Below are 21,947 nucleotides of genomic sequence, written 5' to 3' on the forward strand. Positions count from 1 at the left end.
AGTGTATTGTGCGCAGGTTATATCGTAAACCAAATAAGGGGTTAATAGGAGTCGATATTAGTTCGACTTCTGTTAAGGTTTTAGAACTTTCTGTAAAAAGTGGCCGTTACTGGGTAGAGAGCTATGCTTTGATCCCATTATCGGAAAACAGTGTTGTTGAAAAAAACATCTTAAACCCAGAAGCTGTCGCTGATGCCCTTGGGCGTGCAATTAATTTGGGTAATACCCAGTCGAATCAGGCCGCTTTTGCGATTCCAACTTCAATGGTCATCACCAAAATCATTGAGATGGATGCAGACATGTCGGATGATGAACGTGAAGTTCAGATTCGTGAAGATGCGGAACAATATATTCCTTTTCCACTCGATGAAGCGAGTCTGGACTTTGAAGTTCTGCCAGACCGCCTTTCCAATCCGAACCGGGTCAATGTGCTGCTGGTCGCGACACGGATCGAAAATGTCGAAGCACGTTCTGAAGTTTTATAGATTAGCAGTCTAACGCCTAAGATTGCAGATGTAGAAAGTTTTGCGCTGGAAAATGCCTTTAAGGTATTTTCGGACACTTTGCCGATGGGGGTCAATACGGTTGGTATCTTAGACATTGGTCATAGTATGACGACCTTGTCGGTGATGCAGAACAACAAGATTATTTATACCCGTGAGCAGGTGTTTGGCGGCAAGCAATTGACTCAGGAAATTCAGAACCGTTACGGATTGTCCTTTGAAGAAGCTGGACGTGCTAAAAAAACCCGTGCTTTACCGGATGATTATGATATTGAAGTGCTAGAGCCATTCCTGGATGCCGTGGTACAACAGGCAGCCCGTTCATTGCAGTTCTTCTTTTCATCTTCTCAGTTTAATGAAATTGACCATATTTTACTGGCCGGCGGGAATGCCAATATTCCAGGTCTGGCAAAATTATTACAACAAAAACTCGGTTACCGTGTCACGATCGCGAATCCATTTTTGCAAATGGGCTTTTCTCCTCAAATTGATATTAAAAAAATTGAAAATGACGCGTCATCACTCATGGTTGCATGCGGTTTGGCATTAAGGAGTTTTGATTAATGGCAAGAATTAACTTACTTCCTTGGCGTGATGAGCTAAGAATTAAAAGAAATAATGAATTTGTGGCAATCTGCGTGGGGGCGCTTTTCTTGGGATTAGCGGCAGCAGGTTCAACCTGGTTTTATTATGATCACAAACTTCAGGATCAGGAGCAGGCCAATCAGCTGATTCAAAGTACCAACCAGAATCTGGATGTGCAGTTAAAGGCGCTTGAAGGTTTGCAAGAGCAGCGTAATGCGATTGTTGAACGGATGAAACTGATTCAGGGTCTACAAACTCAGCGTCCGATTGCGGTACATTTGATTGATGAAATTGTACGGGTGACCCCAAGCAATATGTATATCACCAAATTCCAGCGTACCGGTGACAAGTTTACCATTGAAGGTCGGGCTGAGAGTCCAAATACAGTAGCAGAACTGCTCCGTAATCTGGAGGCTTCATCTTGGTATCGAAATGCCTTTATGAACGCTTTCCTGGTGGCTGAAGAAGCAAAAGAAAAGGCACCGAGCTCTATTATTCCACGTGTGGAAGAGTCCTACGGTAGTTTTACCGTGACGGTAGATCTGGATCAGATCGCTCAGCCAGTACTTAACGAAGAACAACAAGCAGTCGCTACAACTACGGGGGCATCATCATGAGTAATGAAGAATTCGATGAGTTCAGCCAGGATGTCGTCGCTGTACCCAAAAATAAAATGACTGTTGAAAAGTTTTTTCAGCAATTCAATACATTAGATCCAAATAACTATGGTAGCTGGCCTTTGTCGGTCAAAATTACCTGCTGGATTTTTATTGTTGCACTGGCCTTTGCAGTGATTTACTTTGTCATGATCAGAAGTACAATTGAATCGATTTCACAAGCCAGTGCCCAAGAACAAAACCTGCTGAATGAATTCCGTGAAAAAGAATCCAAATTACGCAACTTACAACAATATCAAATCCAGCTTCAGGAAATGGAAGCCCGTTTTAACCAGCAGTTAGAACAATTGCCAAAAGAAACTGAAATTCCCGGTCTAGTTGAAGATATTAATCTGAGCGGTGTGAATTCAGGCCTAAAGTTTAAAAATATCCGTCTGGAACCTGAAATTAAGCAAGAATTCTTTATTGAACAGCCGATTGCGATTGAAGCCACTGGGGATTATCACGCTTTTGGCTCTTTTGTTAGCAGTATTGCCGGCTTATCGCGTATTGTCACGCTGCATGATTTCACCATTACCGGTACTGAAAATAAAGAGAAAAAATCTGAAATTCCGGTCATTGATTATGTGGTAAAAGCCAAAACTTACCGTTATGTCGGTAATGCTGAAGGTGCTGCAGCACAGCCTGAAGCTAATAGCACTACTCAGGGGGCGCAGTAATGAAGAACATTAAAATTACTTCAGCTTTAACACTTGGGTTTTTATTGTTGGGATGCGATTCACGCATTGATGCAGTCAATCAGGAAATGGCTAATATTCGTAATCAGCCACCTTTGCCAATTGAACCGGCTCCTGATTTTATGCCAGTTGAAACCTTCAACTATGCAGCACATCAGATCAAAAGCCCTTTTTTACCAAGCTCTCTGGCTGCTGAACTGAAAATTATGGCGGGGAAACGGGTTTATCCAAACCTATCACGTCAACTGCAACCGCTAGAAAGTTATCCGCTCGAAACATTGACCATGAAAGGCAGTATGCGCAATCAGGCAGGACAAATTCTGGCTTTAATCCAGACGCCTGATGGTGAGGTTGAGCGGATTCAACGTGGTAGCTATATGGGACTTAATCATGGTCGTGTGGTTGGAATTACACCAACACAGATCGATTTGATTGAGATTATTCCAGATGGCCGTGAGGGATATGTGGAACGTCCGCGAAGTCTGGTTCTTATCGGGCCGGCGCCATAAGTTTTAAAGGAATAACAATGAATAAGAGTATTAAAGAATTTATTTTTGGGGATGTTAATACAATGAATCGTGTGTTTCGTCAGTTTTCCATGGGTGCTGTTGCGATTGCGGTGATGCAAGCGGCCAGTGCGCAGGTTTCAATGACCAATGTAGTACCCATGCAGCTTCCTGGACAAGGAACTGAGATTCGGGTGATGTTCAATGGTTTGCCACCACAACCACAAGCCTATCAATTAGAATCGCCGTCACGTTTGATTCTGGACTTTGACAAAGCACAACAGAATTTAAAACAAAGCAGTATTCCGGTGGCAACACGTGAAGCCAGTTCAGTGGATGTCACTTCGGATGCTCAGCGGGCACGTCTAACGGTAAATCTGACCGAGGCTGGAGCCTTTACGACTCGCGTGGAAGGCAATACCTTTATTCTTAAAATTAACTCGGCAACTCCTGTAGCCATAACTCAACCTGTGCAGCAACAGTCAGCTCAGGGTATTAGCAACATTGGTTTCCAGCGCGGTGCGCAAGGTGAGGGCCAAGTCGTTATTGATCTAGCAGGTAATAATACCCCGGTTGATGTACAACAGCAGGGTACCAAAGTTATTGTACGCACTTTAGGTTCCAAGATTCCGGCTCATTTGACCCGTCGTCTGAATGTGAATGATTTCGCGACTCCGGTATCGAGTGTCGATGCCGTGAATCAAAATGGTTCTGGCGTGATCACGATTCAGTCTGCGGAAAGTTATGAATATATGGCTTATCAGACTGATAACAAGTTGACCATCAGTTTGAAACGTCCGGAAACCAAGAGCCCATTACGTCCTAAAACCGTTGCTTATTCGGGTAAGAAAATTTCTTTGGATTTCCAAGATATCGAAGTCCGTCGTGTCTTACAGCTCTTAGCTGATTTCACCGATATTAATATGGTGGCAGCAGACAGTGTACAAGGCAATATTACCTTGCGCTTAAAAGAAGTGCCGTGGGATCAGGCCCTGGATATTGTACTTAAAACCAAAAACTTGGATAAACGTCGTAATGGTAATGTGATCTGGATTGCACCAGTTGCAGAGCTGATTAAGGCTGAAGAGGAAGAAGCTAAGGCTATTAAGCAAAGTGTTGCGCTTGCGCCTATCCAAACTGAATATATGCAGCTGAGTTATGCCAAAGCTGCTGATATTGAAAAATTGATTACGCAGAATAAATCTGCACAAAACTCAACTAACTCGTCAAATAGTTCCTCTAATACTACGAATAGTGAAGATAAAGAAAGTTTATTAAGTTCGCGTGGTTCTGTGTCTGTTGATGCACGAACTAATACCATTATTGTGAATGATACTCAGCCTTTTATCGATAAAATCCGCAATATGGTGGACTTACTCGATGTGCAGGTGAAACAGGTTATGGTTGAAGCGCGTATTGTGCGGGCAACGACTGATTTTACCAAAGAGATGGGAGTAAAATGGGGGATTCTATCGCAAGGGGTTACAAATAATAATCATCTTCTTGTCGGTGGCAGCGATACAACCTTATGGGATTTAAGAACCCCTGAGTTGGATGAAGAGTTGGGTGGATGGAAGTATGAAATCCAAAGACCGGATAATCTTAATGTAGACTTAGGGGTTACCAGTCCAGGTGCCAGCCGTATTGCATTTGGTTTAATCAGCCTTTCTGATTTTATGCTGGATCTTGAGCTTTCTGCACTTCAGGCAGATGGCTATGGTGAAGTGATTTCTACACCTAAAGTGCTGACAGCGGACAAGCAAAAAGCGACTGTTGCCTCTGGTTCACAAATTCCGTACCAGTCAGCAGAAGGTGGTGGTGCGAATGCAGTGTCCACTACTGAGTTTATTGATGCTACCTTAAGTCTGGATGTCACACCAAGCATTACGCCAGATGGCAAAGTACAGATGGAACTTAATATTACCAGTGACTCACCGGGTAATCCGACACCGACTGGACAGCTCACTATTAATAAAAACCAGATCAATACCAATGTCTTGGTCGATAATGGTGAAACAGTCGTCCTAGGTGGTATTTTTGAGCAGGAAACCCGTAATGCGCAAACCAAGGTACCATTCTTGGGGGATATCCCTTATGTAGGACGTTTATTCCGTAAAGATTTAAAGTCGGATAATAAACGTGAGCTACTGATTTTCGTTACACCTCGAATTATTAATGACAGTGTTTCAAGAAATCATTAATATATTTTGAATTTAACAAAACGAATAGGTGACTCCTTGCCAAGCAAAGAGTTTGAAACCCTACCAAATATTTATTTGGTAGGGCCAATGGGGGCCGGTAAAACAACAGTAGGACGACATCTCGCAGAATTGTTAGGACGTGAATTTCTAGATAGTGATCATGAAATTGAACGTAAAACAGGCGCGACCATTCCCTGGATTTTTGAAAAAGAAGGGGAGCAGGGTTTCCGTGACCGTGAAACTGCTGTCATTAATGACCTAACCTCACGTCCCCATCTGGTTTTAGCCACTGGTGGTGGGGCCATTACTCAGACCTTAAATCGGGATTATCTGAAACAGCGCGGAATTGTTGTCTATCTCTATACGCCGGTTGAAATTCAACTGCAACGTACCTATCGCGATAAAAACCGTCCCCTCCTCCAAGTCGAAAATCCGGAACAAAAGTTACGTGATTTATTGGCGGTCCGCGATCCCTTGTATCGTGAAGTAGCGCATCATATTATTGAGACCAATCAGGGTGCTGCGCGTGATCTGGCGCAGCGGATTCTCAATCTCATTACTTCCAAAAACTAAGTTCATTGAATAAAGTGGTTAATCAAGCATGCAAACCTTATATGTAGAACTCGGAGAACGTCGTTACCCTATTTTTATCGGGAGCGATCTGGATCCACAGGCCTTATTGGCTCCCTATATTCAGGGCAAGCAAGTGATGATTGTGAGCAATACTACGGTTGCACCACTTTATTTGCAGCGTTATCAAACTGCAATTGAAGCTCTGGACAAACGTGTTGCGACCTGTATTTTGCCTGATGGTGAAAAATATAAGGATAGTCCGCATCTGAATCTGATTTTTGATGCACTGCTTGAAGCCAGGTTTAATCGGGACTGTACTGTGCTTGCGTTGGGTGGGGGTGTGATTGGAGATATGGCCGGATTTGCTTCGGCCTGTTTCCAGCGCGGAGTGTATTTTATTCAGGTACCGACGACCTTGCTGTCGCAAGTAGATTCAAGTGTTGGTGGAAAAACCGGGATCAATCATCCACTCGGTAAAAACATGATTGGCGCTTTCCAGCAACCTCAAGTGGTACTGGCGGATATGTCGCAGCTTGCTACTTTGCCTGATCGAGAGCTTTCAGCAGGTTTGGCTGAAGTGATTAAATATGCGCTGCTAGGCGATGAGTCATTTCTGGTCTGGCTTGAAGATAATATGGATGCTCTGGCCGCTCGAGATGAACAGTTGCTTGCTGAAGCCGTTTACCGTTCCTGTGCGCATAAGGCGCGGATTGTAGCCAATGATGAGAAGGAGCAGGGGGAACGTGCTTTACTCAATTTAGGTCATACTTTTGGGCATGCGATTGAATCCTACCTGGGGTATGGTGTCTGGCTACATGGCGAGGCTGTTGCCACTGGTATGGTGATAGCTGCGGATCTGTCACAGCGTATGGGCTGGATTTCTCAAGAAGATTTAGAACGTACAAAAAAAATCATTTCTCGTGCCAAACTTCCTGTGGTTTGTCCTAAAATCCCTCTGGATGATTTTCTGGCCTATATGGCCCATGACAAAAAAGTCTTAAATGGACAATTGCGTCTGGTGTTATTAAAGCAATTAGGCGAAGCAGTGATTACCCGAGACTTTGATCTCGAGTTAATGAAACAGGCAATTTTAGCCAGTCAGGCATAGGTTTAGTTTTATGGCAGCATTACATACTCCTTGGCAAAAGATTCAGCATTATTTCTGGCTGGTCTGTGGTGTATGCTGCCTATTTGCTGCCTTAGTTTTTTGGGCGGTGACTGATTCAGATGATGTCGTCGAAATTGAAAAAAAGCCTGAAACTGAAGTTCAGTTGCAGATTCAACCAGAAAAAGTCGCCACAATGACCCATCTTGGTGCACTTTTTCAGGAAGTGAAACCACTGGACCTAAATACGCGTACCGTCGTGAATGCCAGTCATGAGCCGGAATTCCGTGGTACCAAATTTGTCAATGAAGCGAAAAACCAGCACGCCATTGAATTATTTCGTGTGACCAATGAAGCCATTTTAAAAAGTTTTCTTAAAAAACAGTCCGATCGTAAACCTTTTATTTATTTAAGAATCTCGGGTGAAAATCAGCCAGAACAGTATGTATTGTTATATGGTCAATATAAGACGGCGGCGCAAGCCAATCAGGCTTTATCTACACTGAAGTTAAATTTACCGGCCTCAGTCAAGCCTGAAGTTGTAGCAATGCAGCAATATGTTAGTCTGGTCAATAATCTGGGTTCAGAGGAATTGGCTAGTAATCAAAAGCTTTACGAAATTCGTTTGAAAAATGTGCCTTTGCCGAAAGTAGATGAATCGGTACGACTTAGACAGCAGCAAACCCAAACTGAGTCCAAGCCGCGTAGCTCTGATGCTGCGACTACCAGTACCACAATTGTGCGCCGTGATTCATCGGGAAATGTAGTTGATGTGCAGAAATCTGAAAGTGCTGTAGAAGGTACACCTCAACCACAAAATAACAATAATCGACCTGCTCAGGGCAGTAATCCGCATCCTCAAAATAACGAGATTAGTGATCCATTTAATTAGTTCGGTCTAAAATAGCGCATCCAAAAAATTACAGAATTAAAAATGAGCGCTTTTGGTGCAAAAAAATGCACATTAAAATTAACCCTTAGTGTGCTGTTCTGCGCTAAATCTTTGTCATCTGTATTGTTTTAATTTATGCGCTGTTTGTTGGCATGGAATTTGCTTTATTGGTGCATGAATTGAATTAATCTCCCTGTTTTAGCGCGAAAAATGATTCGATGACACCGTATGAATGTCATATTTATTCCAGATTTTTATGTTATTCATGAGCAGAATAAACTTTATTTGTTATGCATTTAGTCTAAAAAAGGACTAGTCTGAAGAAATAAAGAAAAATGCTTTTGCTCTACCAAGACGGTCTTCGAAAGTCCATTAGACGCCAGCGCAGAGAAAAATTTAGATTGTTTAATAGCCTGTTGAGGCTTCGTGAAAGAAGGGTACGCTATGCACATGCCATCGCCTAATAATGTAGCTCCCGCTCAAGGTTTATACCAACCGGATGAGTTTAAAGATAACTGTGGTTTCGGTTTGATCGCCCATATGCAGGGTGATGCTAGCCATGATCTCGTCAAGACCGCGATTCATAGTTTGAGTTGTATGACCCATCGTGGTGGTATTGCCGCGGATGGCAAAACCGGGGATGGTTGTGGCTTGCTCTTGGCGATGCCGAAGAAATTTTTCCGTGAAGAAGCAAAACGCTTAAGTGATACCACTTTAAGTGAAGTGTTTGCTGTGGGGTCGGTGTTTCTAAATCTTGATCCGGCACTTGCTGCACATGCCAAACAGGTTTTAAACAAAGAGATTGAAGCTGAAGGTTTAATCGTTTTGGCTTGGCGCGTGATTCCGACCAATGTCGATGCATTGGGTGAAATTGCATTGCAATCGATGCCGGCATTTGAACAGATTATCGTTAACTGTCCAATGGGTGTGACTGAGGTTGAATTTAACCGTAAGTTATTCCTGGCACGCCGTCGTGCAGAACAACTGTTGGTGAATGATACGTCTTTCTATGTCACTACTTTGTGCTCAACGGTGATCAGCTATAAAGGCTTGATGATGCCGGAAGCGATTGCAGATTTTTATACAGATCTGGCTGATCCACGTTTGGAATCACATATTGTGGTCTTCCATCAGCGCTTCTCGACCAATACCTTGCCACGCTGGCCTTTGGCACAACCGTTCCGTTACCTGGCACACAATGGTGAAATCAATACCATTACTGCGAACCGTAACTGGGCCATGGCGCGTGTGCCAAAATTTGAAAATCCATTATTGCCGGGTTTAACTGAACTGAATCCAATTGTGAACCGTACCGGTTCAGATTCTTCAAGCCTGGACAACATGCTGGAGATTCTGGTCGGTGGCGGCATGGATCTGTTCCGTGCACTCCGTATGCTGGTTCCGCCTGCCTGGCAGAATGTGGAAACCTTAGATGCAGACTTGCGTGCATTCTATGAATTCAACTCAAAACATATGGAAGCCTGGGATGGCCCGGCAGGTCTGGTGATTCAGGATGGGCGTCATGCGATCTGTATGCTGGATCGTAACGGTCTGCGTCCTGCGCGTTGGGTCATCACCAAAAATGGTTATATCACGCTGGCTTCTGAAATTGGTGTCTGGGGTTATCAACCTGAAGATGTAATTTCTAAAGGCCGTGTCGGTCCTGGTCAAATGCTGGTCATTGATACGCAAACCGGTAAAGTGCTGGATACCCAAGATGTCAATAATCATCTGAAACGTATGCGTCCATACCGTGAATGGTTACGTGAAAATTCTGTGCGTTTGCAAGGTAGTCCAGAGCTGGAAGAATATTTATGTGATCAAGGCTTAAAAGGCGATGGTCTGAAAGCGGCACAAAAAATGTTCATGGTGACCTTTGAAGAGCGTGACCAGTTGTTGCGCCCGATAGCTGAAAGCGGTCAGGAAGCGGTAGGCTCGATGGGTGATGATACCCCAATGGCAGTATTGTCTCGTCAGGTGCGCCATGTGTCGGATTATTTCCGCCAGCAGTTTGCACAGGTGACCAACCCGCCGATCGATCCGCTACGTGAATCGATTGTGATGTCACTGGAAACCTGTTTAGGTCGTGAACAAAACGTCTTTGAGCAAGGGCCTGAGCATGCAGACCGCTTGATCATTTCCAGTCCTGTACTTTCTAATTCGAAAATGCATCAGATCCGTACGCTGGGTCGTGCCGGTTATGAAATTGCAGATATTGACTTGAACTATGCTGAAACCGAAGGTCTGGAAGCAGCGATTGCGCGTATTTGTGAAGAATCTGCACAAGCCATTCGTGATGGTAAAACCTTACTAGTGCTTTCCGACAAGAAAATCCGTGAAGGTTACTTGCCTGCCAATGCCTTTATGATCACCGGTGCAGTGCATCATCACCTGATCAAGACTGGTTTGCGTACCGATGCCAACCTGATTGTTGAAACCGGTTTTGCCCGTGATCCACATCAGTTTGCAGTGCTACTTGGTTTTGGTGCAACGGCAATCTATCCATATCTTGCTTATGACGTGATCAATGATCTGGTTGCCAAAGGTGAGTTATTGGGTGATCCGATTTATGCGCAAAACAACTTCCGTAAGGGTATTGAAAAAGGCTTGCTGAAAGTCCTGTCTAAGATGGGTATTTCAACAGTTGCCTCTTACCGTGGCGGTCAGCTGTTTGAAGCAGTGGGCTTATCCAATGAAGTAGTGGATAAATGCTTCATCGGTGTACCAAGCCGTATTCAGGGTGCAACCTTTATTGATCTTGAAAATGATCAGAAACAGTTGGCGGATATTGCCTGGAAAAATCGTAAGCCAATTGATCAGGGCGGTCTGCTGAAATTTGTATTCGGCAAGGAATACCATGCCTTTAACCCAGACGTGATCAACTCACTGCATAAAGCAGTACGTTCTGGGAACTACGCAGATTTTAAAGAATATGCAGAATTGGTGAACAATCGTCCGATCGCCACGATTCGTGACCTGTTCAAACTAAAAACAGATAATTCGATTCCAGTCGAACAAGTGGAATCTGTGGAAAAGATCCTGCCTCGCTTTGACTCTGCCGGCATGTCTTTGGGTGCACTGTCCCCTGAAGCACATGAAGCGATTGCGATTGCCATGAACACGATTGGTGGTCGCTCGAACTCAGGTGAGGGCGGTGAAGATCCAGCGCGTTACGGTACTATCCGCAACTCGAAAATCAAACAAATTGCATCGGGCCGTTTTGGTGTGACGCCTGCTTACTTAACATCTGCAGAAGTTCTTCAAATTAAAGTCGCGCAAGGTGCAAAACCAGGTGAAGGTGGTCAGTTGCCGGGTGGTAAAGTGAATGGTCTCATTGCCCGTTTACGTTACTCTGTACCGGGCGTTACCCTGATTTCGCCACCTCCGCATCACGACATCTATTCAATTGAAGATTTATCACAGTTGATCTTTGATTTAAAACAGGTTAACCCACAGGCGATGGTGTCAGTTAAGCTGGTTTCCGAACCGGGTGTCGGTACGATTGCGGCAGGTGTGGCGAAAGCGTATGCCGATTTCATTACCATTTCTGGTTATGATGGCGGGACAGCGGCTTCTCCACTTTCTTCAATTCATCATGCAGGTTCACCGTGGGAACTAGGTCTTTCTGAAGCGCATCAGGCCCTTCGTGTGAATGACCTGCGTGGTAAAGTTCGCGTACAGACAGATGGCGGTTTAAAAACCGGTCTGGATGTCGTAAAAGCAGCAATTCTGGGTGCAGAAAGCTTCGGCTTTGGTTCGACTCCGATGATCGCATTGGGTTGTAAATACCTGCGTATCTGCCACTTGAATAACTGTGCAACCGGTGTTGCGACTCAACAAGATCATTTACGTCAAGAGCATTATATTGGCGAGCCACAAATGCTGATTAACTTCTTCACTTTTATTGCTGAAGAAACCCGTGAATGGTTGGCGGCACTCGGTGTATCGAGTCTGAAAGACCTGATTGGCCGTACGGATCTGCTGGAAGTCTTGCCAGGTGAAACTGCAAAGCATGCACACCTTGATTTAAGCAAACTGCTAGAGTCGCATCCGGCAGCTGAAGGTAAAGCACAGTACTGTGAAGTTCAGGGCAATGCACCGTTTGATAAAGGTATTCTGGCAGAGAAAATGGTAGATGAGATTCTACCTGCCATCGAAGCAGGAACTGGCGGTGAATATAGCTTTACGATCGGTAACTGTGACCGTTCGATTGGTGCCCGTCTGTCTGGTGAAATTGCGAAACGTTATGGCAACCTGAGCATGGAAGCCCATCCGGTGAAAGTTCACCTGAATGGTACTGCAGGCCAGTCACTGGGTGTCTGGAATGCCGGTGGTTTGCATATCAGCCTGGAAGGTGATGCCAATGACTATGTTGGCAAAGGCATGGCTGGCGGTCGTATCTCGATCTTCCCGCCAAAAGGTTCGCCATTCCAGACCCAAAATACCGCGATTATTGGGAATACCTGTTTGTACGGTGCGACTGGCGGTAAGTTATATGCAGCGGGTACAGCAGGCGAGCGTTTCGCGGTGCGTAACTCGGGTGCATTTGCCGTGATTGAAGGTGCAGGTGATCACTGCTGTGAATATATGACCGGCGGTATTGTTACGGTGTTGGGTAAAGTCGGACATAACTTCGGTGCGGGTATGACTGGTGGTTTTGCTTATGTACTTGATCTGGATAATGACTTCGTTGATCATTATAACCACGAACTGATTGAGCTGAACCGTATTTCCACCGAAGCGATGGAAGAGCATAAAGCCTTCCTGGGTCGTATCCTGGATGAACATATTAAAGAAACGGGTAGTGCTTGGGCGTACAAGATCCGCCATGAGTTTGACTTTTACAGCCGCAAGTTCTGGTTGGTAAAACCAAAAGCAGCCAACTTGCAAACGCTGTTAAAAACAACTCAAGCTGATCCACAATAATTCCACTACTGCAGAAACATAGGCAGATGTAAGGCAACTGTGAACCCCTTACATCTCCCCACGGAGAGAGACATGGCAGAACGCCTGAATAATGACTTTCAATTTCTGGATGTCGCACGCCAAGATCCAGAGAAAAAAGAGATTGATGTCCGCAAAGCAGAATTTGTGGAAATTTATAAGCCTTATACCGCGGAAATTGCAGCCAATCAAACACATCGCTGTCTAGGCTGTGGTAACCCGTACTGTGAGTGGAAATGTCCGGTACATAACTATATTCCAAACTGGTTAAAACTGGTGTCTGAAGGCCGGTTGTTTCAGGCGGCTGAACTGTGTCACCAGACCAACACCTTGCCAGAAGTTTGTGGTCGTGTTTGTCCGCAAGACCGTCTATGTGAAGGGGCATGTACCCTGAATGATGGTTTTGGTGCGGTAACGATTGGTAATGCAGAAAAATATATTAATGACACTGCTTTTGCATTGGGCTGGCGTCCAGATATGTCTTCAGTAAAATGGACTGATAAAAAAGTTGCCATCATTGGCGCGGGTCCTGCAGGACTTGGCTGTGCGGATATTCTGGTACGTAACGGGGTAAAACCTGTGGTCTTTGACAAACGTCCAGAAATCGGTGGCCTACTCACCTTCGGTATTCCAGAGTTCAAGATGGAAAAAGACGTGATGAAACGCCGTCGTGAAATCTTTACAGGTATGGGTGTTGAATTCCGTCTGAATACTGAAATTGGTACAGATGTGACGATTGACCAATTACTGGCTGACTACGATGCTGTATTTATGGGTATGGGAACCTATACCTATATGAAAGGTGGTTTCGCAGGCGAAGACCTTGATGGTGTTTACGATGCGCTAGATTTCCTGATTGCCAATGTAAACCGTTGCCAAGGCTGGGAAAAAGACCCAGCTGAATACATCAGCGTGGAAGGCAAGAAAGTCATTGTTTTAGGCGGTGGTGATACTGCCATGGACTGTAACCGTACTTCGATCCGTCAAGGTGCCGAGTCAGTCGTCTGTGCTTATCGTCGTGATGAGGAAAATATGCCAGGTTCACGCCGTGAAGTGCAAAATGCGCGTGAAGAAGGGGTGAACTTCCAGTTTAACCGTCAGCCGATCGAAGTTGTTGGTGAAAATGGTAAAGTAACCGGTGTAAAATTTATTACTACTCAGCTGGGTGAGCCGGACAGTCGTGGTCGCCGTAGTCCAGAGCCGATTCCGGGTTCAGAAGAAATTCTTCCAGCGGATGCAGTCCTGCTTGCTTTTGGTTTCCGTACCAGCCCAGCAGACTGGTTCACTGATGTAGAAATCAATCTGGATGGTTCAGGTCGTGTGGTTGCTGCTGAACAGCAGCAATACAAATTCCAGACCTCAAATCCAAAAATCTTCGCTGGTGGTGACATGGTTCGTGGTTCTGATCTGGTGGTAACTGCAATCTGGGAAGGCCGTCAGGCAGCTGAAGGGATTCTGGATTATCTGGATATCTAATCGTTACCCATCAACGCATATCATTCAAGAACACCCGCTTCGGCGGGTTTTTTATTTTTAAGTCTGATCCAACTGAAAGACAGTCCATTAAAAAAGATTATAAAAAGTAACAAAACTTTAGAAAATACTGTTTAAAATCAAATTAATTAAATAAATATCAATAAATAATTGAGGATAAACATCATGCGTCTATTAAAACAATCTTTAATAACCCTGATGCTGGCCAGTACTTTGACCCTCACAGGATGTGGCTATAACACTTTGCAGGTGAAAGATGAAGCGGTCACCGCATCATGGTCTGAAGTGCAAAACCAGTATCAGCGTCGTGCCGATCTGGTGCCGAATCTGGTCAATGTAGTCAAAGGCTATGCCGCGCATGAAGAGCAGGTATTGACCGAAGTGACTCAAGCACGTGCCAATGTTGCCGGTTTAAAAGTAGATCGTGAAGTACTGGAAGATCCTGAATTATTCCAGCGTTATCAGGAAGCGCAGTCGCAAATGACCAGTGCCTTGTCTCGTCTTTTAGCCGTCACTGAGAATTATCCCGATCTGAAAGCCAATCAGCAATTCCGTGATTTGCAGATACAGCTGGAAGGCACTGAAAACCGGATTGCAGTGGCACGTAACCGTTACATCACTACGGTTCAGGACTTTAACTCTTATGCGCGTCAATTCCCGCAAGTGATGACCGCCAAAGTAATTGGCATGGATACCAAACCAAACTTTAGTGCCGAGCAAAGTGCCCAAAAAGCTCCAACGGTTTCCTTTGAATAATGACTGACTTGTAAATAAGCGAGAAATCAGATGTCTGAGATGCTGCTGAAATACTGTGCCGGATTGCTCCTCATGTTGGCCATGGGGATGGTAGTGCCTGTATCAGCAGAAACTGCCACAGCTACGGATACTGAAGAAGTCATTGTGGCCCGTGAAATTTTGCAGCCTAAAGCGGGTCAAAATGCTTCAGCTCAAAAAAGTGGACCTGAAACAGAAACTGCAGCAGCATCACAGCCACAAATTGCCAATGATATGGCTGAAGGCCAGATACAGCGTGATTTACCCAGTCTGAATGAACCGGTGATTGATCAGGCGAATTTACTTAGTCCAGCTGAAAAACAGGCGATTAGTCAACGCATTTTAAACTTGCATAATGCCGGTAAAGGCCAGATTGGTGTCGTGATTATTCCGACCACGGGGCAGGAAGATATTTTTGATTATTCCATGCGTGTTGCTGAAGCCTGGCAGCTGGGTTCAGCTAAACGCGACAATGGTTTATTGATGACCATTGCCATTAATGATCGCCGTATTCAGATCTTGACGGGCTATGGTCTGGAAGGGGTACTGCCCGATATCGTGGCAGGCCGGATTATCAATGACAAGATCACGCCGTATTTTAAACAGGCTCAATATGCGCAGGGGATCGACTCAGGACTGGCTGAAATAGAACGGATTTTAAATCTTGATCCTGAAATTGCAGCACAGGCAGCCGATGAATTAAAAGAACGTCAGGAACAGGCTTATCAGGCACAAAAAGCCAGTAAGGCGACGTTCAGTAGCGTGCTGTTTATTGTTGTTGCTGGGGTCGTCGGTTCCATGATTTTTGGCAGAAAACTCAGCGCTGCAACTGCCGCAGTTGCAGGCACAGCTGCCGGTCTGGTCAATGGCATGGGTTTAATTGCCAGTTTAATGATTGGTGCCGGGGTATTCTTCTTACTGGTCACCTCGCTTGCGCAGCTGATTTTACATGCCTTTATGGCAGGTGGTGGCCGCGGCGGTAGTGGTCGTGGTGGTTTTGGGGGCGGCGGCTTCGGCGGTGGCGGTGGTGGATTTGGTGGGGGAGGAGCATCAGGCTCATGGTAACAACGACAGATACGACAGAAATTGTCACGCGGCCGAAGCTGGAAGAGCATGCGCAGCCGAGTTTTAAACGCTGGCTCAAGCATGTTTGTCATATTCCTTCGGCAAAACGTTTTTACTCTAAGCAGGATCAGCATGCCATTGCACTAGCGGTTGAAGAAGCTGAGCATGGACATGTGGGGGAGATTCAAGTCGTCATTGAAGCTTGTTTACCTGCGGCAATTGCCTATCAGCACGATACCTTAAGTCGCGCACGCCAACTCTTTGCTGAACTAGGTACATGGGACACCGAATATAACAGTGGTGTTTTGCTCTACTTAAACTTATGCGAGCGAAAAGTCGAAATTGTGATTGACCGTGGTATTCGAAATGCCACAACGCAAGAGATTTGGGATAGAATTTGCCAAAATATTCTTCGGCAATTGGCAGAGAAAAAATATAAAGAAGCTTTGGTTGATGGCATTTTTGAAATTGGAAAAGTTTTAGATGCCTACTATGATCGGCAGATTCAAGATTTAGACAATGAGATCAGTAATCAACCGATTATACTCGGGTGATTTTTACTTACATTTTTTATAATAAAATTGTCAATAAATAAAGTTTTATCAAGAAGAGCTATCGTTTTGCACTTCTTGAAGCAATTAAGTAAGCTCCAAAGCAAGGTAGTGTCGTCTACGCAACAGATTGAATAAGCATAAAATAAAACCGAAGCTGTAAAAAGTGCTTATGAGTAGCTTGAGGGAGGTTATGAAAAACTACTGAAAAAGTGAATTTGCTGTTTTTAGAGAATTTTGAGTTAAAACAAAAAACGCATCTTTAAAGATGCGTTTTTATCAAGAAGAACATCATATTTAAGGGGCAACAGAAGTAGCGTGATAGCCACATTTTAGACCGTCAGTAAATGTACATTCAGAAACTTTAGCGCCAGTCATTTTAGGCGTCCCAGTTACTACTATAGCAGTTCCTACTTGTCCTTCACCTGCAGCTATTGTATTACATACTGATGCACTAGCCGTAGGTGAGTCCACTGTGGAAGATGGGTCAAAGGTATGCGTATACAATTGGCTTGCATAAGCTTTAGTTTCAGCAAGACAGCCTGCTGCAGAAGATTTTTTCGTATAGTCTTGATAAGCTGGAATCGCAATTGCTGCAAGAATACCAATAATTGCAACAACGATCATTAATTCAATAAGCGTAAAGCCTTTTTGAGCGTTCATAACATTCTCCACAAATGTTTTGTAAATTTATTTATAAGCTTTGTAAGCTAATTTATAGTTTGCACAAAGTATGCCAATACATGTTACTCAATTATTTCCTATCAAATCAATAGATTGTTTAATAGATTAAAAATCTTAGTATACGTGTAAGTAAATTTATGTAACTAAGTGACAAAAAATGTCAACTTTTTCTGAATTTAATCAAATTAAAGCCTCTGCAATATCTTCACTAACGAAGAACAAATTACAAAAAATCTACTTTTTGTTTATCATGTGCCAAACTTCTACTGCCTGATATTTCCATGAAATTCACGCTCGCTCTGATTGCAGCCATTCTTATCTCCCTTGCATGGCTCATGCCTGTGCACTACCGACCATGGGTCACCTATACCGGTGAACTCTATGCCTTCTTCGCTTTATTCGCGCTTGCTGCCATCTGTCTAAAAGAAAAACTCAAAATTCCAGCAATCAGTCTGCCATTGCTGTTACTGGCCTGTATCCCTTTAGCCCAATTTCTTCTGGGACAGGTATTTTTCTTCAGTACCGCCATGATGGCAGCGATTTATGTGTTTAGTTTCTGGCTAGCGAGTGTCTTGGGCTATAACTTGTCTATAGGGAAAAATAACAGGGAAGAAACTTTTACCCATTTAAGCTATGTATTCTTGGTGTCAGGCACGATTACCGGCTTAATTGCTTTATGTCAGTGGACGAATCTGGATTCAATATTGCCAGGCATGGTCAATATTAGTGGCAACCAGCGGCCATATGCCAACTTTGCCCAGCCCAATAATATGGCAACCTTTTTGCTCATGTCCTTGATGAGTTGCCTTTACTTATATGAAAAGAAAAAAATCCATACCAAATGGTTATTTGTATGCGTTGCTGTGATTGTGATTGGTGTGGCTTTAAGCCAGTCACGTACTGCTTGGGTTGCTGCGAGCGCAATTATGCTGTATCTAGGATTCTATCAATATAAAGGCATTATCCGCCTGAAATGGTACTACAGCACAGCATGGTTTATCTTTTTTATTTTCTTCATTGTCGCTTTTCCATTACTCAGCCAATTCGCTGCACAAGCAATCGATACGGACGTAGTACAAAGCAGGGATGTGGTAGCGCGTGCCACCGGCGATATGTCACGTCTCGCAATCTGGCAGCAAATGATTGCCGCGATTCAGGCTCAGCCATGGTTTGGCTACGGTTGGTATCAGACGAGTGCTGCATTTGTTTCAATTAGTGATACGGTGCAAGGCCCGGTCTGGATTCGGAGTGCGCATAATTTTATTCTGGATTTTTTGCTCTGGAATGGCTTAATTCTTGGTCTGCCATTTCTGGCATACTTTGGTTATTTGGGCTATCAATTACAACGTTGGGTCAATACGCCTGAGTCTGTCATTGGGATCTTGATGATCGGGGCTTTTCTTACCCATGCCATGTTTGAGTTCCCGCAGCACTATGCCTATTTTCTGCTACCAGTCGGTTTTATCCTAGGTACAATTTTGGCACAAAATCCAAAAATTAAAATAATAGTTATGCAATCAATCGGCATGAAATTCATTTTTGCTGTTGGGTTACTTTTATTGATTGTGATTTATCGCGACTATGATGTTACGGTGCCAAAACTCGGGCAAAGTATTCGTTATGAAAAACAGCCGGAAAAAATCACCAATGAAAAACCAATTTATTTGCTGACCGAGTTTAATCATCGCATTGCCTGGATTCGTCTGAATCCTTATAGCAAGGCATCTGCTGAACAGATTCAGGAAGGTGAACAAATGGTCTTGAGTTATCCGACTAAATATAACCTGATCAAATATGCCAAACTTTTAACTTTTAATGGATATGAGGCAGAAGCCAAGCACCAGCTGCAACGCTTAAAGACTATTCAGAAAACTGAAATGAGTTATGAAGAACTAATGCAGGATGTACCTCGTTAAATACAAAAAAGCCAGCAGATGCTGGCTTTTTTAATTTAATTCTAGTTTTAGAGCTGGCTTTGGATATAGTTTTCGATACCAATACTCTCGATCAGATCGATTTGTGTCGTGGTCCAGTCTAGATAGTTTTCTTCTTTCTCTAGAATTTCCTGAACCAGATCACGCGTCACATAATCCATTTGGGTTTCAGCCAATGCCACTGCTTTCTGGATGGCTTCAATATTCTCTTTAACTTTGCGTACATCACAGTGCAGCACTTCTTGAGTATGCTGACCAATATACAGTTTGCCCAGATTTTGTAAATTCGGCAGACCTTCCAAAAATAAAATACGTTCAATAATTTTATCGGCATGTTTCATCTGAACAATGGATTCTTTATATTCTGCCGAGCCCAGTTTCTCAATGCCCCAGTCATTAAACATGCGCGAATGCAGGAAATACTGGTTAATGGCAGTTAAGTGGTGATACAACACCTGATTGAGCTGATTAATCACATCACGATTGCCTTTCATCGCATAACTCCATTTGGACCTGTTTTATCTTTCTAAGAAAGCGCTCTAATCCTGATAGTAAAGCAAGTCAGGGGCAAATGGCGAGTAATTTATCAAATCAAACGTAAAACCTCGTTTTCAAGGCAGGGATATAAATGAGTGACCTAAGCCATACGACATGAAATGTCGTTTCAAATTAACATTTTTAACTTTGGATATTCTATTGGTTATTTTCATTGATAAAATAATCGCATGAAAACACTTAAATTACGCATTAAAGATAAACATTCCAAGATATTAGAGCAATTAGCATCTGAAGTGAATTTCGTCTGGAATTATGTCAATGATTTAAGCTTTAAACACCTTAAAAGAAAAGGTGAATTTCTCAGTGCTTACGATATTGCTGAATATACGAAAGGTACATCTAGGCTTTGTGGGTTACATAGTCAAACCATTCAGGCTATTACCGAAGAATTAGTCATACGCAGAAAGCAATTCAAGAAGACCAAACTAAGATGGCGGGTCAGTCATAAGAAATCAGCCAGAAGATCACTAGGTTGGATACCCTTTAAGAAAGTAGCAATCAAGTATGCTGATGGCCATATCCAGTATGGCAAGCATCAGTTTAAAATATGGGATAGCTATGGACTGTCAAATTACAGTATCAAGACTGGTTCGTTTGTCGAGGATGCGCGTGGCCGCTGGTATGTCTGCTTAGTTGTGAATAGCCCTAAAATTGAGAAATCGACTGCGACTAATTTGATTGGGATTGATCTGGGCTTAAAGGATATAGCCACTTGTTCGGATGGTACGATAATTTCAAATCCCAAGTTCTACCGTCAATATGAACAGAAATTAGGGATTGCTCAACGAGCGAAAAATAGAAAACGGGTCCGTGCATTACACGCCAAGATTGCAAACTGTCGTAAAGACCATTTGCACAAAGCGAGTACAATGCTTATAAAGAAAAATGCACTAATTGTTGTAGGCGATCTGAGTGCGAAAAAACTGGTGAAAACCAAGATGGCGAAGTCTGTTCTGGATACCGGATTTTCAGCATTCAAGACCATGCTCAAGTATAAATGCGAGAACGCAGGAGTATGGTTTGAAGAAGTTAGTGAAAGTTTCACAACCCAAATGTGTTCATGCTGTGGTGAGGTCACTGCAAGCAGTCCGAAAGGTAGAGCAGATTTGCGAATAAGAGTATGGGAATGTGAAAACTGTTCAAGTATTCTGGATCGGGACTTGAATAGTGCTAAGAACATACTTGCGCTTGGGCATAAGCGTCTCGCAGGAGGAATCAGCTCTATTTAGAGAGGTGAGGATGTCAAGGAACAGCAAATGAAAATCGACATCGAATCGATTCAGACTCAGATGAATGGCAATAAAAACCCGCCAGAGTCAAAGGCGGGGGAGGAGTAATGATCAAAGATCATTGTTTTTCATTATGCTTATTGGGAGAAATCTTTCTAAATTTATGCTGCAACAGCCAGTCGAGCTGCAATTTGTGAAACCTCATCACTGATGATCATGCGGGCTTCTGGTGCGCAGCGGCCACAGCAAGTTCCCAAGTCCAACATATCGCGGACATCACGATAACTTTCAGCGCCATTTGCAATAGCATCTTTAATGTCTTGATCTGTAATGCCACGGCATAGACAAACGTACATAGGACACAACCACAGTGATTAAATAAGATAAGTAATATTATTGATAATTGTTATCGTTTGTCAATAAAAATCATTTGAAATAGCTTTTATCATGATTGATGATTTAGATAAAAAAACACCACCTGAGCGGAAATCTAAGTATTAATTAAATTTCCGCGCAAGAGCGATTCATGATTTAGAATGAGATATTGCAGGGTGGGGACTGAGTGATTTTTATAACTTATTGATTAATTATGACAATGCCATCCATTTCAACCAAGGCATCTTTAGGCAGGCTGGCCACACCTAAAGCGGCACGTGCTGGATAGGGCTGGGCAAAATACTCGCCCATAATCTGGTTCACGAGTTGAAAGTGAGATAAATCGGTCAGGAAAATATTCAGCTTGGCGATATCTGCCAAAGAACCACCAGCGGCTTCACAGACTGCTTTTATATTATCAAATACCCGGCGAATTTGCGCTTCAATGCCTTCAACCAGTTCCATACTATAAGGATCCAAGCCAATTTGACCTGATAGATATAAGGTATCACCCACTAAAATGGCTTGCGAATAAGTGCCAATCGCAGCAGGGGCATTTTCAGTATGGATTACTTGGCGGGACATTAATTTCTCCTTTTATCATCGACATACATCATATT

At 43.6% G+C, this 21,947-nt stretch carries 18 protein-coding genes and 1 pseudogene; 15 read left to right on the forward strand and 4 right to left on the reverse strand.

Annotated elements, in window-relative coordinates; translation table 11 throughout:
• Window positions 1-8: 8 nt before the first annotated feature.
• The 13 genes and pseudogenes from NI455_RS02700 to NI455_RS02760 all read left to right on the forward strand — a co-directional run bounded on the left by NI455_RS02700 (window position 9) and on the right by NI455_RS02760 (window position 16,550).
• Window positions 9-1,067 (forward strand): annotated as a pseudogene (locus NI455_RS02700) (pilus assembly protein PilM).
• Complete coding sequence (locus NI455_RS02705; protein ID WP_180180631.1) at window positions 1,067-1,705, forward strand: PilN domain-containing protein; 639 nt, start codon at window positions 1,067-1,069, stop codon at window positions 1,703-1,705. Before NI455_RS02700 ends, NI455_RS02705 begins: the two are co-directional and overlap by 1 nt.
• Entirely contained in the window at window positions 1,702-2,424 is a 723-nt protein-coding gene (locus NI455_RS02710; RefSeq protein ID WP_224216215.1) for a type IV pilus inner membrane component PilO, read from the forward strand. Before NI455_RS02705 ends, NI455_RS02710 begins: the two co-directional genes overlap by 4 nt.
• Window positions 2,424-2,951 (forward strand): pilus assembly protein PilP, encoded by a 528-nt coding sequence (locus tag NI455_RS02715; RefSeq protein ID WP_004732447.1) that lies wholly within the window; start codon window positions 2,424-2,426, stop codon window positions 2,949-2,951. Before NI455_RS02710 ends, NI455_RS02715 begins: the two co-directional genes overlap by 1 nt.
• A gap of 62 nt (window positions 2,952-3,013) precedes the next feature.
• Window positions 3,014-5,149 (forward strand): type IV pilus secretin PilQ, encoded by a 2,136-nt coding sequence (locus NI455_RS02720; RefSeq protein ID WP_435574927.1) that lies wholly within the window; start codon window positions 3,014-3,016, stop codon window positions 5,147-5,149.
• Window positions 5,150-5,185: 36 nt separating this feature from the next.
• Window positions 5,186-5,722 (forward strand): shikimate kinase AroK, encoded by a 537-nt coding sequence (gene aroK / locus NI455_RS02725; RefSeq protein ID WP_005101380.1) that lies wholly within the window; start codon window positions 5,186-5,188, stop codon window positions 5,720-5,722.
• Window positions 5,723-5,750: 28 nt separating this feature from the next.
• Window positions 5,751-6,830 (forward strand): 3-dehydroquinate synthase, encoded by a 1,080-nt coding sequence (gene aroB, locus NI455_RS02730; RefSeq protein ID WP_253112263.1) that lies wholly within the window; start codon window positions 5,751-5,753, stop codon window positions 6,828-6,830.
• A gap of 10 nt (window positions 6,831-6,840) precedes the next feature.
• Window positions 6,841-7,719 carry a hypothetical protein gene (locus NI455_RS02735; protein ID WP_004732438.1) on the forward strand — a complete coding sequence of 293 codons (879 nt, stop codon included), beginning with the start codon at window positions 6,841-6,843 and terminating at the stop codon, window positions 7,717-7,719.
• Window positions 7,720-8,169: 450 nt separating this feature from the next.
• Complete coding sequence (gltB, locus tag NI455_RS02740) at window positions 8,170-12,645, forward strand: glutamate synthase large subunit (protein ID WP_253112264.1); 4,476 nt, start codon at window positions 8,170-8,172, stop codon at window positions 12,643-12,645.
• 72 nt (window positions 12,646-12,717) lie between these two features.
• Entirely contained in the window at window positions 12,718-14,139 is a 1,422-nt protein-coding gene (locus tag NI455_RS02745) for an FAD-dependent oxidoreductase (RefSeq protein ID WP_253112265.1), read from the forward strand.
• Window positions 14,140-14,322: 183 nt separating this feature from the next.
• Window positions 14,323-14,913: a LemA family protein gene (locus NI455_RS02750; protein ID WP_253112267.1), complete on the forward strand. Its 591-nt coding sequence runs from the start codon at window positions 14,323-14,325 to the stop codon at window positions 14,911-14,913.
• 30 nt (window positions 14,914-14,943) lie between these two features.
• Window positions 14,944-15,996, forward strand: coding sequence for a TPM domain-containing protein (locus NI455_RS02755; RefSeq protein ID WP_004281158.1), 1,053 nt, complete (start codon window positions 14,944-14,946; stop codon window positions 15,994-15,996).
• Window positions 15,990-16,550 carry a TPM domain-containing protein gene (locus tag NI455_RS02760; protein WP_253112268.1) on the forward strand — a complete coding sequence of 187 codons (561 nt, stop codon included), beginning with the start codon at window positions 15,990-15,992 and terminating at the stop codon, window positions 16,548-16,550. The genes NI455_RS02755 and NI455_RS02760 overlap by 7 nt, the downstream gene beginning before the upstream one ends.
• A gap of 294 nt (window positions 16,551-16,844) precedes the next feature.
• Here NI455_RS02760 and NI455_RS15485 read toward each other — a convergent pair whose 3' ends face one another.
• On the reverse strand, window positions 16,845-17,210 hold the full coding sequence (locus tag NI455_RS15485) for a prepilin-type N-terminal cleavage/methylation domain-containing protein (protein WP_290446995.1): 366 nt from the start codon (window positions 17,208-17,210) through the stop codon (window positions 16,845-16,847).
• A 302-nt stretch (window positions 17,211-17,512) separates the two neighbouring features.
• Here NI455_RS15485 and NI455_RS02770 point away from each other — a divergent pair, with 302 nt between their 5' ends.
• Complete coding sequence (locus NI455_RS02770; RefSeq protein WP_253112269.1) at window positions 17,513-19,147, forward strand: PglL family O-oligosaccharyltransferase; 1,635 nt, start codon at window positions 17,513-17,515, stop codon at window positions 19,145-19,147.
• A 47-nt stretch (window positions 19,148-19,194) separates the two neighbouring features.
• Here the strand turns inward: NI455_RS02770 and bfr are convergent, their stop codons facing one another.
• The gene (bfr, locus tag NI455_RS02775) at window positions 19,195-19,659 is read right to left on the reverse strand and encodes a heteropolymeric bacterioferritin subunit Bfr (RefSeq protein WP_005101322.1); all 465 of its coding nucleotides are present in this window, start codon (window positions 19,657-19,659) and stop codon (window positions 19,195-19,197) included.
• Between the two features lie 231 nt (window positions 19,660-19,890).
• Between bfr and NI455_RS02780 the strand changes: the two genes are divergently transcribed.
• A complete protein-coding gene (locus tag NI455_RS02780; RefSeq protein WP_253112270.1) occupies window positions 19,891-20,952 on the forward strand; it encodes an RNA-guided endonuclease InsQ/TnpB family protein in 1,062 nt (353 codons plus the stop codon).
• A gap of 161 nt (window positions 20,953-21,113) precedes the next feature.
• Here NI455_RS02780 and NI455_RS02785 read toward each other — a convergent pair whose 3' ends face one another.
• Both NI455_RS02785 and NI455_RS02790 read right to left on the reverse strand, forming a co-directional pair.
• Window positions 21,114-21,308 carry a bacterioferritin-associated ferredoxin gene (locus tag NI455_RS02785; protein ID WP_004644972.1) on the reverse strand — a complete coding sequence of 65 codons (195 nt, stop codon included), beginning with the start codon at window positions 21,306-21,308 and terminating at the stop codon, window positions 21,114-21,116.
• 220 nt (window positions 21,309-21,528) lie between these two features.
• Window positions 21,529-21,912 carry a RidA family protein gene (locus NI455_RS02790; protein ID WP_253112271.1) on the reverse strand — a complete coding sequence of 128 codons (384 nt, stop codon included), beginning with the start codon at window positions 21,910-21,912 and terminating at the stop codon, window positions 21,529-21,531.
• Window positions 21,913-21,947: the final 35 nt, after the last annotated feature.

Source organism: Acinetobacter lwoffii (assembly GCF_024129435.1).
GTDB lineage: Bacteria > Pseudomonadota > Gammaproteobacteria > Pseudomonadales > Moraxellaceae > Acinetobacter > Acinetobacter lwoffii_F.